15 protein-coding genes are annotated in these 14155 nt (G+C 56.0%); 13 read left to right on the top strand and 2 right to left on the bottom strand.

The features are described 5' to 3' along the window. The first annotated feature begins 237 nt into the window (after positions 1-237). Positions 238-1809 carry a galactarate dehydratase gene (garD, locus tag MMW58_RS02870; RefSeq protein WP_241722717.1) on the top strand — a complete coding sequence of 524 codons (1572 nt, stop codon included), beginning with the start codon at positions 238-240 and terminating at the stop codon, positions 1807-1809. Positions 1810-1862: 53 nt separating this feature from the next. Here the strand turns inward: garD and MMW58_RS02865 are convergent, their stop codons facing one another. After that, positions 1863-2672, bottom strand: a complete 810-nt coding sequence (locus tag MMW58_RS02865) for a DeoR family transcriptional regulator (RefSeq protein WP_045856682.1) — start codon at positions 2670-2672, stop codon at positions 1863-1865. A gap of 249 nt (positions 2673-2921) precedes the next feature. On the opposite strand from MMW58_RS02865, the gene kbaZ reads away from it, so the two are divergent. The 12 genes from kbaZ (at position 2922) to MMW58_RS02805 (ending at position 13187) form a co-directional block, all read left to right on the top strand. Next, positions 2922-4217, top strand: a complete 1296-nt coding sequence (kbaZ, locus tag MMW58_RS02860; protein WP_241722716.1) for a tagatose-bisphosphate aldolase subunit KbaZ — start codon at positions 2922-2924, stop codon at positions 4215-4217. A gap of 19 nt (positions 4218-4236) precedes the next feature. Then, on the top strand, positions 4237-4710 hold the full coding sequence (gene agaV / locus MMW58_RS02855; RefSeq protein ID WP_095099794.1) for a PTS N-acetylgalactosamine transporter subunit IIB: 474 nt from the start codon (positions 4237-4239) through the stop codon (positions 4708-4710). 10 nt (positions 4711-4720) lie between these two features. Continuing rightward, positions 4721-5500: a PTS N-acetylgalactosamine transporter subunit IIC gene (agaW, locus tag MMW58_RS02850; protein WP_041147363.1), complete on the top strand. Its 780-nt coding sequence runs from the start codon at positions 4721-4723 to the stop codon at positions 5498-5500. After that, positions 5490-6368: a PTS N-acetylgalactosamine transporter subunit IID gene (agaE, locus tag MMW58_RS02845; protein ID WP_241722715.1), complete on the top strand. Its 879-nt coding sequence runs from the start codon at positions 5490-5492 to the stop codon at positions 6366-6368. The genes agaW and agaE overlap by 11 nt, the downstream gene beginning before the upstream one ends. Positions 6369-6385: 17 nt before the next feature. Further along, positions 6386-6820 (top strand): PTS galactosamine/N-acetylgalactosamine transporter subunit IIA, encoded by a 435-nt coding sequence (gene agaF / locus MMW58_RS02840; RefSeq protein ID WP_045856672.1) that lies wholly within the window; start codon positions 6386-6388, stop codon positions 6818-6820. Continuing rightward, entirely contained in the window at positions 6817-7950 is a 1134-nt protein-coding gene (nagA, locus tag MMW58_RS02835; protein WP_241722714.1) for an N-acetylglucosamine-6-phosphate deacetylase, read from the top strand. The genes agaF and nagA overlap by 4 nt, the downstream gene beginning before the upstream one ends. 300 nt (positions 7951-8250) lie before the next feature. After that, entirely contained in the window at positions 8251-9405 is a 1155-nt protein-coding gene (locus tag MMW58_RS02830) for an SIS domain-containing protein (protein WP_133600853.1), read from the top strand. Positions 9406-9417: 12 nt separating this feature from the next. Beyond that, positions 9418-10296: a tagatose-bisphosphate aldolase subunit KbaY gene (kbaY, locus tag MMW58_RS02825; protein WP_241722713.1), complete on the top strand. Its 879-nt coding sequence runs from the start codon at positions 9418-9420 to the stop codon at positions 10294-10296. Positions 10297-10362: 66 nt separating this feature from the next. After that, positions 10363-10839: a PTS galactosamine transporter subunit IIB gene (agaB, locus tag MMW58_RS02820; RefSeq protein WP_076946574.1), complete on the top strand. Its 477-nt coding sequence runs from the start codon at positions 10363-10365 to the stop codon at positions 10837-10839. A gap of 52 nt (positions 10840-10891) precedes the next feature. Beyond that, positions 10892-11695, top strand: coding sequence for a PTS galactosamine transporter subunit IIC (gene agaC / locus MMW58_RS02815; protein WP_045856660.1), 804 nt, complete (start codon positions 10892-10894; stop codon positions 11693-11695). Further along, entirely contained in the window at positions 11685-12476 is a 792-nt protein-coding gene (gene agaD, locus MMW58_RS02810; RefSeq protein ID WP_095099821.1) for a PTS galactosamine transporter subunit IID, read from the top strand. Before agaC ends, agaD begins: the two co-directional genes overlap by 11 nt. After that, a complete protein-coding gene (locus tag MMW58_RS02805; protein WP_133600851.1) occupies positions 12477-13187 on the top strand; it encodes a galactosamine-6-phosphate isomerase in 711 nt (236 codons plus the stop codon). A gap of 50 nt (positions 13188-13237) precedes the next feature. Here the strand turns inward: MMW58_RS02805 and rsmI are convergent, their stop codons facing one another. Continuing rightward, positions 13238-14101, bottom strand: a complete 864-nt coding sequence (gene rsmI / locus MMW58_RS02800) for a 16S rRNA (cytidine(1402)-2'-O)-methyltransferase (protein ID WP_045856650.1) — start codon at positions 14099-14101, stop codon at positions 13238-13240. Positions 14102-14155 lie beyond the last annotated feature (54 nt).

Genomic DNA, 14155 nt, shown 5'->3' with positions numbered 1-14155 from the left:
AATGAGGGTTATATAAATATTACTTTGCACATATGCATATAATAATGGGCGCTAATGCACATATTTACGCTTTGATGCCGCTGCTGGCGCGGCTATCGCGATAATGAGTGATCGCCGTCACATTTTTGCTCGCTAACTCCTGACATTCTAATTCCACAATACTGAGAACATCCTCAATTATATTTTATATAGAGCTAATTATTTTATTATCCCCACCTGGCTGGAGAATACTGGACAATGGCCGAGATCGAAATTAGACAACAATCGCCCAGCGCGTTTTATATTAAAGTACACGACACCGATAATGTGGCAATTATTGTCAATGATAATGGCCTGAAAGCGGGAAGTCGTTTCCCGGACGGGCTGGAGCTGATTGAACATATTCCTCAGGGCCATAAGGTGGCGCTGGTGGATATTCCGGTTCACGGCGAAATCATTCGCTATGGCGAAGTCATCGGTTACGCCGTCCGCGATATCGCGCGCGGCAGCTGGATTGACGAGTCCACGGTAGAGCTGCCCAGCGCACCGCCGCTGAATACCCTGCCGCTGGCGACCAAAGTCCCGCAGGCGCTGCCCGCGCTTGAAGGCTATACCTTTGAAGGCTATCGCAATGCCGACGGCAGCGTCGGGACCAAGAATCTGCTCGGCATCACCACCAGCGTGCACTGCGTGGCCGGGGTTGTCGATTACGTGGTCAAAATCATCGAACGCGATCTGCTGCCGAAGTATCCGAACGTCGATGGCGTGGTAGGACTCAATCACCTGTACGGCTGCGGCGTCGCCATCAACGCGCCGGCGGCCGTGGTGCCTATCCGCACTATCCACAATATCTCGTTGAACCCGAATTTTGGCGGCGAGGTAATGGTTGTTGGCCTGGGCTGCGAAAAGCTGCAGCCGGAGCGCCTGCTGCAGGGGACGGAAGATGTTCAGCCCGTTGCCGTTGATAGCGCCAGCATCGTGCGGCTGCAGGATGAGCATCACGTGGGTTTTCAATCCATGGTCGACGATATTCTGCAGGTTGCGGAGCGTCACCTGGCGAAGCTCAACCAGCGCCAGCGCGAAACCTGCCCGGCGTCCGAGCTGGTGGTCGGCATGCAGTGCGGCGGCAGCGACGCGTTTTCCGGCGTCACCGCCAACCCGGCGGTCGGCTATGCCTCCGACCTGCTGGTACGCTGCGGCGCGACGGTGATGTTCTCAGAAGTCACCGAAGTCCGTGACGCCATTCATCTGCTCACGCCACGCGCGGTGAACGAGGAGGTCGGTAAACGCCTGCTCGAAGAGATGGCCTGGTACGATAACTATCTCGATCTCGGCCAAACCGATCGCAGCGCCAACCCCTCCCCGGGAAATAAAAAAGGCGGCCTCGCCAACGTGGTGGAAAAGGCGCTGGGCTCTATCGCCAAGTCGGGGAAAAGCGCAATTGTCGAAGTGCTATCGCCGGGCCAGCGTCCGACGAAGCGCGGGCTGATATTTGCCGCCACGCCCGCCAGCGATTTTGTTTGCGGTACCCAGCAGGTCGCATCCGGCATTACGGTTCAGGTGTTCACCACCGGCCGCGGTACGCCGTACGGCCTCGTCGCGGTGCCGGTCATTAAAATGGCAACCCGCACCGAGCTGGCGAACCGCTGGTACGATCTGATGGATATTAACGCCGGGACTATCGCCACCGGCGAAGAGACTATCGAAGACGTGGGCCTGAAGCTGTTTGAGTTTATTCTTGACGTCGCCAGCGGCCGGAAGAAAACCTTCTCAGACCAGTGGGGGCTGCATAACCAGCTGGCGGTGTTTAACCCGGCGCCGGTAACCTGATCCCCGGCAGGGTCAGCCCTCTCTGCTTCAGGAGAGGGCTGCAGAATGACGCTTCAGGCATTCACTAAAATAACATCTATTCCATGCTTACGTAGCGCTTCCAGGCTTTCTGCAGGGATGCCTTCATCGACGATAATCATATCAATACGCTGAGTATCAATGATTTTATGCAGGCTGGAACGGTTGAACTTGCTGGAGTCCGTCACGACAATAATACGCTCCGCCACTTCACACATCCGGCGGTTGAGCCTGGCTTCATCCTCATTATGCGTGCTGACACCACGTTCCAGATCGATAGCATCCACGCCGAGAAACAGCATATCGAAGTGGTAATTCTGTAAAGACTGCTCGGCCTGGTCGCCATAAAACGACTGCGACTGGCGGCGCAGATGGCCCCCGGTCATCAGCAGCTCTACTCCTTCCGCCTCCAGTAACGCATTGCCGACGTTCATGCCGTTAGTCATCACAATCACATCAGCATGCTGGCGCATCAGGCGAGCTATTTCATACGTGGTGGTGCCTGAGTCAAGGATGACGCGGTGGCCCGGCTGAATCAGCTTAACGGCCGCTTTGGCAATATTGTGCTTTACCGCGGTATTCAGCGAGCTTTTATCCTCAACAGAAGGTTCCACGCCCGGCGTACTGCTATCGCAAATCAGAGCCCCGCCGTAGGCACGAACCGCAATGCCCTGCTTTTCCAGAAACGCCAGATCGTTGCGGATCGTAACCGTGGAGACACCAAACAAAAGGGAAAGATCGTTAACCTGCACGCTTCCCTGCTGCCGCAACCGCTGAATAATTTGCTCTCGCCTTTCGCTGGTCCCGGCGAGGCGCTTCTCTATGGAAGAATCGGTGCCACTCATAAGCATTCCCTAAACTAATCTTTCATTTCATTTCGATTTGCCTATTAACACCTTTCTTTTAGCGGAATGCAAGCCCCGCAACGCGGTTAAGGGGGAGATACCTTGACGCTGAAACCTTTCATTATGTTTCTTTTGTGAAACAGATCGGAAAACTATTATCTTTCGTTTTATTTTTACAGCACCATGACGCAGTATTAAATGAAACAAAACGAAAGATTAATGTCATTACCATCCGAAATGGAGAGGAAAGTGAAACATCTTACAGAAATGGTGGCACAGCATAAACGAGGGAGCACAAGCGGGATTTATGCCGTCTGTTCCGCGCATCCACTGGTACTCGAAGCGTCCATTCGTTACGCCCGGGCCCAGCAGGCTCCGCTGCTGATCGAAGCCACCTCCAATCAGGTGGATCAGTTCGGTGGCTATACCGGTATGACGCCCACTGACTTCCGCGGCTTCGTCTGCCAGCTTGCCAGCTCGCTCGATTTTCCCCAGTCGCAGCTGATCCTCGGCGGCGATCATCTCGGCCCTAATCGCTGGCAAAACCTGCCCGCCGCGCAGGCGATGGCCAATGCCGACGATCTCATTAAAAGCTACGTCGCCGCCGGCTTTAAGAAGATCCATCTCGATTGCAGCATGTCCTGCGAGGGCGATCCGCTGCCGTTAACCGATGAGATCGTCGCCGATCGCGCTGCCCGACTGGCAAAGATTGCAGAAGAGACCTGTCGTGAGCACTTTGGCGAATCCGACCTTGTCTACGCGATCGGTACCGAAGTGCCCGTCCCAGGCGGCGCCCATGAAACGCTTACCGAACTGCAGGTCACCACGCCTGATGCGGCGCGCACGACGCTGGAAGCGCATCGCCATGCCTTTGCAAAGCAGGGGCTGAGCCATATCTGGCCGCGCATTATCGGCCTGGTGGTTCAGCCCGGCGTCGAATTCGATCATATCAACGTTATCGACTATCAGCCGGAGGAAGCCGTCGCGCTGAGCGCAATGGTGGAAGCTTATGACACCCTGATATTTGAAGCCCACTCCACGGACTATCAGACGCCGCAGGCGCTTCGTCAGCTGGTGAAAGATCACTTTGCCATTCTCAAAGTCGGCCCAGCGCTCACCTTCGCCCTGCGCGAAGCGCTGTTCTCGCTGGCGGCGATGGAGGAAGAACTCCTGCCCGCGAAAGCGTGCTCCGGCCTGCGTCACGTGCTGGAAAACGTCATGCTCGATCGCCCGGAATATTGGCAAAACCACTATCACGGTGACGGCAATGCGCGGCGCCTGGCGCGCGGATACAGCTACTCCGACCGCGTCCGCTACTACTGGCCGGACAGCCAGATCGATGAGGCCTTTGCACGCCTGGTGCGCAATCTTGCCGACTGGCCGATTCCGCTGCCGCTCATCAGCCAGTATATGCCGTTGCAGTACATCAAAGTTCGCGAGGGCGATCTCAAGGCAACACCGCGGGAGCTCATCATCGACCATATTCAGGACATACTGCAGCAGTACCACGCTGCCTGTCAGGGCGTTACGTCCCATAACGCATAACAACGAAGAGGAAAACGCGATGCCAAACATTGTCTTAAGTCGTATTGATGAACGTTTGATCCACGGCCAGGTGGGCGTCCAGTGGGTCGGCTTTGCGGGAGCGAACCTGGTGCTGGTGGCCAACGATGAGGTTGCTGAAGATTCGGTACAGCAAAATCTGATGGAGATGGTGCTGGCGGAGGGGATCGCCGTCCGCTTCTGGTCGCTGCAAAAAGTGATTGAAAATATCCACCGCGCGGCCGACAGGCAAAAAATTCTGCTGGTCTGTAAAACACCGGCTGACTTCCTCAGGCTGGTGGAGGGCGGGGTTCCCGTCACGCGGATCAACGTAGGAAATATGCACTACGCCAATGGCAAACAGCATATTGCCAAAACGGTTTCTGTAGACGCGAACGATATTGCCGCGTTTAACGGCCTCAAGGCCGCCGGGGTGGAATGCTTCGTTCAGGGCGTTCCAACAGAACCCGCTTTGGATCTCTTTAAACTACTCTGAGGGATTCATAATGGAAATCAGTCTGTTGCAGGCTTTTGCATTAGGTATTCTTGCCTTTATTGCCGGCCTGGATATGTTCAACGGGTTAACCCATATGCACCGTCCGGTGGTCCTCGGCCCGCTGGTGGGCCTGATTTTGGGCGATCTGCATACCGGTATTTTAACCGGCGGCACGCTGGAGCTGGTCTGGATGGGGCTGGCCCCGCTGGCGGGTGCCCAGCCGCCAAACGTGATTATCGGTACTATCGTCGGTACCACCTTTGCCATTACCACCGGCGTGAAGCCTGATGTCGCGGTCGGCGTCGCCGTCCCCTTCGCCGTCGCGGTACAGATGGGAATCACCTTCCTGTTCTCGGTAATGTCCGGCGTGATGTCCCGCTGCGACCGCATGGCGGCAAACGCCGATACCAGGGGTATTGAGCGGGTGAACTATCTGGCCCTGCTGGCGTTAGGGACCTTCTATTTTCTCTGCGCCTTCCTGCCTATCTTTTTCGGGGCGGAACATGCGAAAACCGCCATTGATGTGCTACCGGAGCGCCTGATTGACGGCCTCGGCGTGGCGGGCGGCATCATGCCGGCTATCGGCTTCGCCGTGCTGCTGAAAATCATGATGAAAAACGTCTATATCCCCTACTTTATCATCGGCTTTGTGGCCGCAGCGTGGCTGAAGCTACCGGTACTGGCGATTGCCGCCGCGGCGCTGGCTATGGCGCTCATTGACCTGCTGCGCAAATCTCCAGAACCGGCTGCGCCGGCGGCACAGAAAGAGGAATTCGAAGATGGCATCTAATCAAACCACTCTGCCAGGCGTCTCCACATCCGAAGGGACGCTGCTTTCCGGCGTGAATGAAAACGTCTACGAAGACCAGACCCTCGGTGCGGAGCTAACGAAAAAAGATATTAACCGCGTCGCCTGGCGCTCCATGCTTCTGCAGGCCTCGTTCAACTACGAACGTATGCAGGCGTCAGGCTGGCTGTATGGCCTGCTGCCGGCGCTGAAAAAGATCCACACCAACGAGCGCGACCTGGCACGTGCCATGAAAGGCCATATGGGCTTCTTCAACACCCACCCGTTCCTGGTGACCTTTGTCATCGGCATTATCCTCGCGATGGAGCGCTCCAAGCAGGACGTCAACAGCATTCAGAGCACCAAAATCGCCGTCGGTGCCCCGCTCGGCGGGATTGGCGATGCGATGTTCTGGCTGACGCTGCTGCCGATTTGCGGCGGCATTGGTGCCAGCCTTGCGCTGCAGGGTTCTATTCTCGGCGCGATGGTGTTTATTGTGCTGTTTAACGTGGTACATCTCGGATTGCGCTTTGGCCTGGCACACTACGCTTATCGTATGGGCGTGGCGGCGATACCGTTAATTAAAGCCAATACCAAAAAGGTCGGGCATGCGGCGTCAATCGTCGGGATGACGGTGATCGGCGCGCTGGTGGCAACCTATGTTCGCCTCAGCACCACCCTGGAAATCACCGCGGGTGATGCGGTGGTGAAGCTGCAAACGGATGTTATCGATAAGCTGATGCCGGCGTTTCTACCGCTGGTTTATACCCTGGCCATGTTCTGGCTGGTACGCCGCGGCTGGAGCCCGCTGCGCCTCATCGCGCTCACCGTCGTCCTGGGCGTAGTGGGTAAATTCTGCCACTTCCTGTAAATACAAAGAGGTATGCAATGTTAGGTATTATTTTGACGGGTCATGGCGGTTTTGCCAGCGGTATGGCAATGGCGATGAAACAAATACTGGGCGAGCAGTCGCAGTTTATCGCTATCGATTTTCCAGAGACTTCAACCACCGCACTGCTCACCTCGCAGCTGGAGCAGGCGGTAGGCCAGCTGGGCGCTGAAGATGATATCGTTTTTCTCACTGACCTTCTGGGCGGTACGCCATTTCGCGTGGCCTCAACGCTGGCGATGCAAAAACCAGGGAGTGAAGTGATAACCGGCACCAATCTGCAGCTGCTGCTGGAAATGGTCCTGGAACGAGAGGGCCTGAACAGCGAAGCCTTTCGCCTGCAGGCGCTGGAGTGCGGGCACCGCGGATTAACCAGCCTGGTCGACGAGCTCGCGCGCTGCCGCGAAGACAAACCGATAGAGGAAGGGATATGACGCAGATTCTGCGCGCCAGACGACTGCTAACCGAGCAGGGCTGGCTTGCCGATCATCAGCTGCGTATTGAAGCAGGGGTCATCACCGCAGTCGAGCCTGTCCCCGCCGGCGTAACCGCTCGCGACGCCGATCTCCTTTGCCCGGCTTACATCGATATTCATGTCCACGGCGGCGCGGGTATTGATGTGATGGACGAAGCGCCGGACGCGCTCGACCGGTTGGCAATATATAAAACGCGCGAGGGGGTCGGCGCCTGGCTGCCAACTACCGTCACCGCGCCGCTGCCGGCCATCCACGGCGCGCTGGAACGCATCGCCCGGCGCGTATTTTCCGGTGGTCCCGGCGCGCTGGTGCTGGGCAGCTACCTGGAAGGGCCCTACTTCACCCCGCAGAATAAAGGCGCCCATCCGCCTGAACTGTTCCGCGAGCTGGACGTCGCCGAGCTGGATACGCTCATTGCCCGCTCGCGGCAAACGCTGCGGGTGGTGGCGCTGGCGCCGGAAAAGCCGGGGGCAATAGCGGCAATTCATCATCTTAAACGGCATGGCGTGCGGGTGATGCTGGGCCATAGCGCCGCCACCTATGAACAAACCTGCGCCGCATTCGCTGCCGGAGCCGACGGGCTGGTGCACTGCTACAACGGGATGAGCGGATTACATCACCGGGAGCCGGGCATGGTCGGTGCCGGGTTAACTATGCCGCAGGCTTGGCTGGAGCTTATTGCCGACGGGCATCATGTTCATCCCGCCGCCATGCGTCTGTGCTCCTGCTGCGCCGGGCAGCGCATGGTCCTGATAACAGATGCGATGCAGGCAGCCGGTATGCCCGATGGCCGCTATTCGCTCTGCGGCGAAGCGGTGGAAATGCGCGGCGGTATCGTACGAACGGCCTCCGGTAGCCTCGCAGGCAGTACGCTCTCGCTTGATGCGGCCGTTCGCAACATGGTCGAACTGGCGGGGACTGCGCCGGAAGAGGCCATTCATATGGCTTCGCTGCACCCCGCCCGCCTGCTGGGTATTGACGATCGGCTTGGATCGTTACGCATGGGAAAATGCGCGAACGTTATTGCGCTAAACGACGGGCTACACCTTCAGCAAATCTGGATTCAGGGCCAGGCTCTCCCCCTTTAGCCCTTTCATTATGCGTCATATTGGCCTTCACCCTCGTCGCGCAAGGCCTTTCTTTTTCTTTCTAAAATAACGTAATCCTCTACGTCATTTAATTAAAATAATTTATTAATCATATAGATAGACGTATTCATTGTTTACCGATCACAGTTTTCGTTTTATTTCTTGTTTCTTTGATTGAAGTTTCGATTTCTTTCCTATAGATTTTATCTAGCTGATTACATGAATAAGTGAAACGAAACGAAAGATAGCGACAATTTTGCCAGCGTCTGATGTGGAATTCACACGACTAAGGACTGTGTTATGCCTGAAACCTATACCGCTACCTCCGCCGCGACCGGCACCTGGACAGAAACCGAAATCCGCCAACAGCCCACCTGCTGGATCCGCTCGCTCACCAACATCGACAATCTCCGTTCGGCGATCGACGACTTTCTTGCGCCATTGCTGCGTAAAGACGACCTGCGGATCGTTCTGACGGGAGCAGGAACCTCCGCCTTTATCGGCGAGATCGTTGCGCCCTGGCTGGCGCGCCATACCGGAAAAAACATCAGCGCGGTGCCAACGACCGACCTGGTCACCAATCCGATGGACTACCTCAACGCCGAACACCCGCTGCTGCTGGTCTCCTTCGCCCGCTCTGGCAATAGCCCGGAGAGCGTTGCCGCCGTAGAGCTGGCCAATCAGTTCGTCCCGGACTGTTACCACCTGTCGATTACCTGTAATGAATCCGGCAGCCTGTATCAAAACGCGGTAAACAGCGACAACGCCTTTGCGCTACTGATGCCGGCGGAAACGCACGACCGCGGCTTTGCAATGACCAGCAGTATTACCACCATGATGGCGAGCTGCCTTGCGGTGTTCGCGCCCGAGGCGATCGGCAGCAGAACCTTCCGCGACGTGGCGGATCGCTGTCAGACGATCCTCACGTCGCTCGGCGAATTTAATAACGGCGTATTTGGCAATGAGCCGTGGCGACGGATCGTCTATCTCGGCAGCGGCGGATTACAGGGCGCGGCGCGCGAATCTGCCCTCAAGGTCCTCGAGCTGACCGCCGGTAAGCTGGCGGCGTTCTATGACTCCCCAACCGGCTTTCGTCACGGGCCGAAATCGCTGGTGGATAACGAAACGCTGGTGGTGGTATTTGTCTCTAGCCATCCCTACACGCGCCAGTACGACCTCGACCTGCTGGCCGAGCTGCGTCGCGATAAACAGGCAATGCGCGTGGTGGCGATTAGCGACGAATCAAATGCCGTTATCGCAGCGGGTCCGCACATTCTGCTGCCGCCTTCCCGCACGTTTATCGACGTCGAGCTGGCTTTCTGTTTCCTGATGTATGCCCAGGTATTCGCCCTCACGCAGTCCATCAGCGTTGGTAATACTCCGGACACCCCATCCGCCAGCGGAACGGTTAACCGCGTGGTACAGGGCGTTGTTATTCATCCATGGCAGGCGTAAGAGGATCGCATCATGAGCATTATTTCAACTAAATATCTCCTTCTGGATGCCCAGGCAAAAGGCTATGCGGTGCCGGCATTTAACATTCATAACGCCGAGACGATCCAGGCGATCCTCGAAGTCTGCAGCGCCATGCGATCGCCGGTGATCCTCGCCGGCACGCCGGGCACCTTTAAGCATATCGCGCTGGAGGAGATCTACGCCCTGTGCAGCGCCTACGCCACCACCTACGACATGCCGCTGGCGCTGCATCTCGATCACCATGAATCGCTGGACGATATCCGCCGCAAGGTTAACGCCGGCGTGCGTAGCGCCATGATCGACGGCAGCCACTTCCCCTTCGATGAGAACGTAAAGCTGGTGAAATCAGTCGTCGAATTCTGCCACCAGCATGATTGCAGCGTAGAGGCCGAACTCGGTCGCCTGGGCGGCATGGAAGATGACATGAGCGTGGACGCCGAAAGCGCGTTTCTGACCGACCCGCAGGAAGCAAAACGCTTTGTCGAGCTGACCGGCGTTGACAGCCTGGCGGTGGCTATCGGCACCGCTCACGGACTTTATACCAAAACGCCAAAAATTGATTTTCACCGTCTGGGGGAGATTCGCGACGTGGTGGATGTGCCCCTGGTCCTGCACGGCGCGAGCGATGTCCCTGACGAGTACGTACGTCGCGCCATTGAGCTCGGGGTCTGCAAAGTCAATGTGGCAACCGAGCTGAAAATTGCGTTTTCCGGCGCCGTAAAACAGTGGTTCGGTGAACATCCTGATGGCAATGACCCACGCTATTACATGCGTGTCGGTATGGATGCCATGAAAGAAGTGGTAAAAAGCAAAATCAACGTCTGCGGTTCAGCGAATAAATTAGTGACCTGTTCGCCATCCATTTCGTAAATTAAACATAATTATATTATTTCAACAACGCGTAACTCACAGCCTATATCGGCAGGAATTACTAATATGAGTACTCCAAATATTTTATTAACCCGGATTGATAACCGCCTGGTACATGGCCAGGTTGGCGTCACGTGGACATCAACCATTGGCGCTAACTTACTGATTGTCGTCGATGATGAAGTCGCAAATGACGATATACAGCAAAAGCTGATGGGCATTACCGCTGATACCTATGGCTTCGGCATCCGTTTTTTCTCAATCGAGAAAACAATCGCGATCATTGCGAAGGCGGCCCCTCATCAGAAGATCTTTCTAATCTGCCGCACTCCGGCCATCGTCAGAAAGCTGATCGAAGGCGGCCTGTCGTTGAAAGACGTCAACGTAGGAAATATGCATTTCTCTGAGGGGAAAAAACAGATCAGCAGCAAGGTATATGTCGATGATAGTGATTTAGACGACCTGCGATTTATCAAGCGCAGCGGTATTAATCTATTTATTCAGGATGTTCCTGGTGATGCGAAAGAGGGCATTCCTGATTAATTGCAGTGTCTCGATATTCTAATAGCGAAAGTCACCATTACGAGGCAACAAAATGCACGAAATTACACTCCTTCAGGGAATATCCCTGGCCGCGTTAGTTTTTGTTCTTGGGATAGATTTTTGGCTGGAAGCGCTGTTCCTTTTTCGTCCGATTATCGTCTGTACTCTTACCGGTGCGATTCTTGGCGACATCCATATCGGGTTGATCACCGGCGGTCTCACCGAGCTGGCTTTTGCCGGCCTGACGCCTGCCGGAGGCGTGCAGCCGCCAAACCCCATTATGGCAGGCGTAATGACGACCGTCATCGCCTGGACAACCGGGGTGGATGCGAAAACCGCAATTGGTTTAGGGCTGCCGTTTAGTCTGCTGATGCAGTACGTCATTCTGTTTTTCTACTCGGCATTTTCACTCTTTATGTCAAAGGCCGATAAGTGCGCGAAGGAGGCGAATACGGCGGCGTTTTCCCGTCTTAACTGGACGACAACGCTCATTGTCGCCTGTTCCTATGCGGCTATCGCCTTTCTCTGCACCTATCTTGCGCAGGGCGCGATGCAGGCGCTGGTAAAAGCCATGCCGGCCTGGCTGACGCACGGTTTTGAAGTCGCTGGCGGCATACTGCCTGCGGTCGGTTTTGGCCTCCTGCTGCGCGTTATGTTCAAGGCGCAGTACATTCCTTACCTCATCGCCGGCTTCCTGTTCGTATGCTATATCCAGGTCAGTAACCTGCTGCCGGTTGCGGTATTAGGCGCCGGGTTTGCGGTCTATGAATTCTTTAATGCCAAAGCTAAAAATGCCGCGCAGGCGCAGGCGGCAACCCAGAAAAACGATGCAGAGGATTACAGCAATGGGATCTGAAATCAGTAAAAAAGACATTACTCGCCTGGGGTTTCGTTCCTCTCTGCTTCAGGCCAGCTTCAACTATGAGCGTATGCAGGCCGGTGGGTTTACGTGGGCAATGCTGCCGATCCTGAAGAAGATCTACAAAGGCGACAAAGAAGGCCTCAGCGCCGCCATGAAGGATCATCTGGAGTTCATTAACACGCACCCTAACCTGGTCGGCTTCCTGATGGGTCTGCTGATTTCAATGGAAGAGAAAGGTGAAGACCGCAGCACGATAAAAGGGCTGAAAGTCGCGCTTTTTGGTCCTATCGCCGGCATCGGCGACGCCATATTCTGGTTCACCCTGTTGCCGATTATGGCCGGGATCTGCTCCTCCTTCGCCAGCCAGGGCAACCTGCTGGGGCCTATTTTGTTCTTCGCGGTCTATCTTGCCATCTTCTTCCTGCGCGTGGGCTGGACGCATGTCGGCTATTCTGTGGGGATAAAAGCGATAGATAAAGTGCGGGAAAACTCGCAGATGATCGCCCGCTCGGCGACGATACTTGGGATCACGGTCATTGGCGGTCTGATTGCGTCCTACGTGCATATTAACGTCGTCACCACCTTTGCCATCGACGCCACGCATAACGTTGCGCTGCAGCAGGACTTTTTCGACAAGGTGTTCCCAAACATCTTACCGATGGGCTACACCCTGCTGATGTATTACCTGCTGCGCGTGAAAAAGGCGCATCCGGTATTGCTGATTGCCGTCACCTTTGTGCTGGCGATTCTGGGCTCCGCGCTGGGGATTTTGTAAATGAGCAGGATAGCTTTTCAGGAGCTGAGCGATTACCGTGCGCTGAGCGAGGAGGTCAGCGAGCGATTGCTGGCGCTCATTCAGCGTAAGCCCGACGCGGTAATTTGTCTGGCGACGGGCGCTACGCCGCTGCTGGCCTATCAAATGTTTGTTGAAAAGGTGCAGGCACAAAAAACTGATACCAGTCAGGTTACCTTCGTGAAGCTCGATGAATGGGTTGGGCTATCGGCCGATAGCCCGGCAACCTGCGAAGCGTTTTTGCAGCAGCAAATTATTCTGCCGCTCGCCGTCACGCCCGATCGCTATATTTCGTTTGCTTCCGATAAGGCTGACGAACGGGAATGCCAGCGGGTTGTTGAACAGATTGCGCGGTGTGGCGGTTTAGACCTTTGCCTGTTGGGGATAGGTAAGAACGGTCATTTAGGACTTAACGAACCGGACGACTTCCTGGAACCCGCCTGTCATATTACCTATCTCGATGAGCGCACCCGCCTGCACGATATGCTGAAACAGGCATCAGCTCCCGTCGAGCAGGGGGTAACCTTGGGTCTTAGGGATATTCTGGCGGCAAAAGAGGTATTACTGCTGGTAGCCGGTGAGGGAAAACAGCAGGCGTTCGCCGCGTTCAGAGAAGGAAAAGTATCAACCCGCGTTCCGGCATCGTTCCTGTGGCTACACCCGCAGGCAACCTGTTTGTACTGCGCAATGTAAGACCAGCCGGGCGGCGCCACGCCTGCCCGGCTTATCGAGTACAGAGCAAACTACTCGCCCTGCTGCTCCAGCGCGTGCTTATACAGCGCGTTTTTCTTCACGCCGTGAATTTCAGCGGCCAGCGCGGCGGCTTTTTTCAGCGGCAGCTCCGCCTGCAGCAGGGCCAGCGTCCGCAGCGCGTCCGCAGGCAGGGCCTCTTCCTGAGCCTTGAACCCTTCGACGATCAGCACCATTTCGCCCTTACGGCGGTTCTCATCTTCCTTCACCCACGCCACCAGCTCGCCAATCGGCGCGCCGTGGATCGATTCCCAGGTTTTCGTCAGCTCGCGCGCCAGCACCACGTAGCGGGACTCTCCCAGCACCGTGCAGATATCTTCCAGGCTTTCCAGCAGGCGGTGAGTGGACTCATAAAAAATAATCGTCCGCGGCTCTTCTTCCAGCGCCCTCAGCGTATCGCGGCGTCCCTTCGATTTTGCCGGCAGAAAGCCTTCATAGCAGAAGCGGTCCGACGGCAGGCCCGCCGCGCTCAGTGCGGCAATCGCCGCGCACGGCCCCGGCAGCGGCACGACGCGGATATTGGCCTCGCGGCAGGTGCGCACCAGATGATAGCCGGGATCGTTGATCAGCGGGGTCCCCGCATCAGAGACCAGGGCGATGTTTTGCCCATCCTTCAGCTTTGCCAGAAGTGTTTCAGCTTTTTGCTGCTCGTTATGGTCGTGAAGGGCAAATAACCGGGCGTTAATCCCAAAGTGCTGGAGCAGTAAACCGGTATGGCGGGTATCTTCTGCAGCAATTAAATCAACGGCTTGCAACACCTCCAGCGCACGCTGCGTGATATCAGACAGATTACCTATCGGCGTGGGCACGATATAGAGCTGCCCCTGAGAATTATCTGCTGATTCGTGTTGTTTCATTGTCTCGTCCGTATTGCCGAATTAATATTGAGCATTGAGCCAAAAAAATATCAC

The sequence above is a fragment of the Klebsiella sp. HC6 genome (genome assembly GCF_022605325.1).
Taxonomy (GTDB): Bacteria; Pseudomonadota; Gammaproteobacteria; order Enterobacterales; family Enterobacteriaceae; genus Klebsiella; species Klebsiella terrigena.
This window is presented reverse-complemented; position numbering and strand designations above follow the sequence as displayed.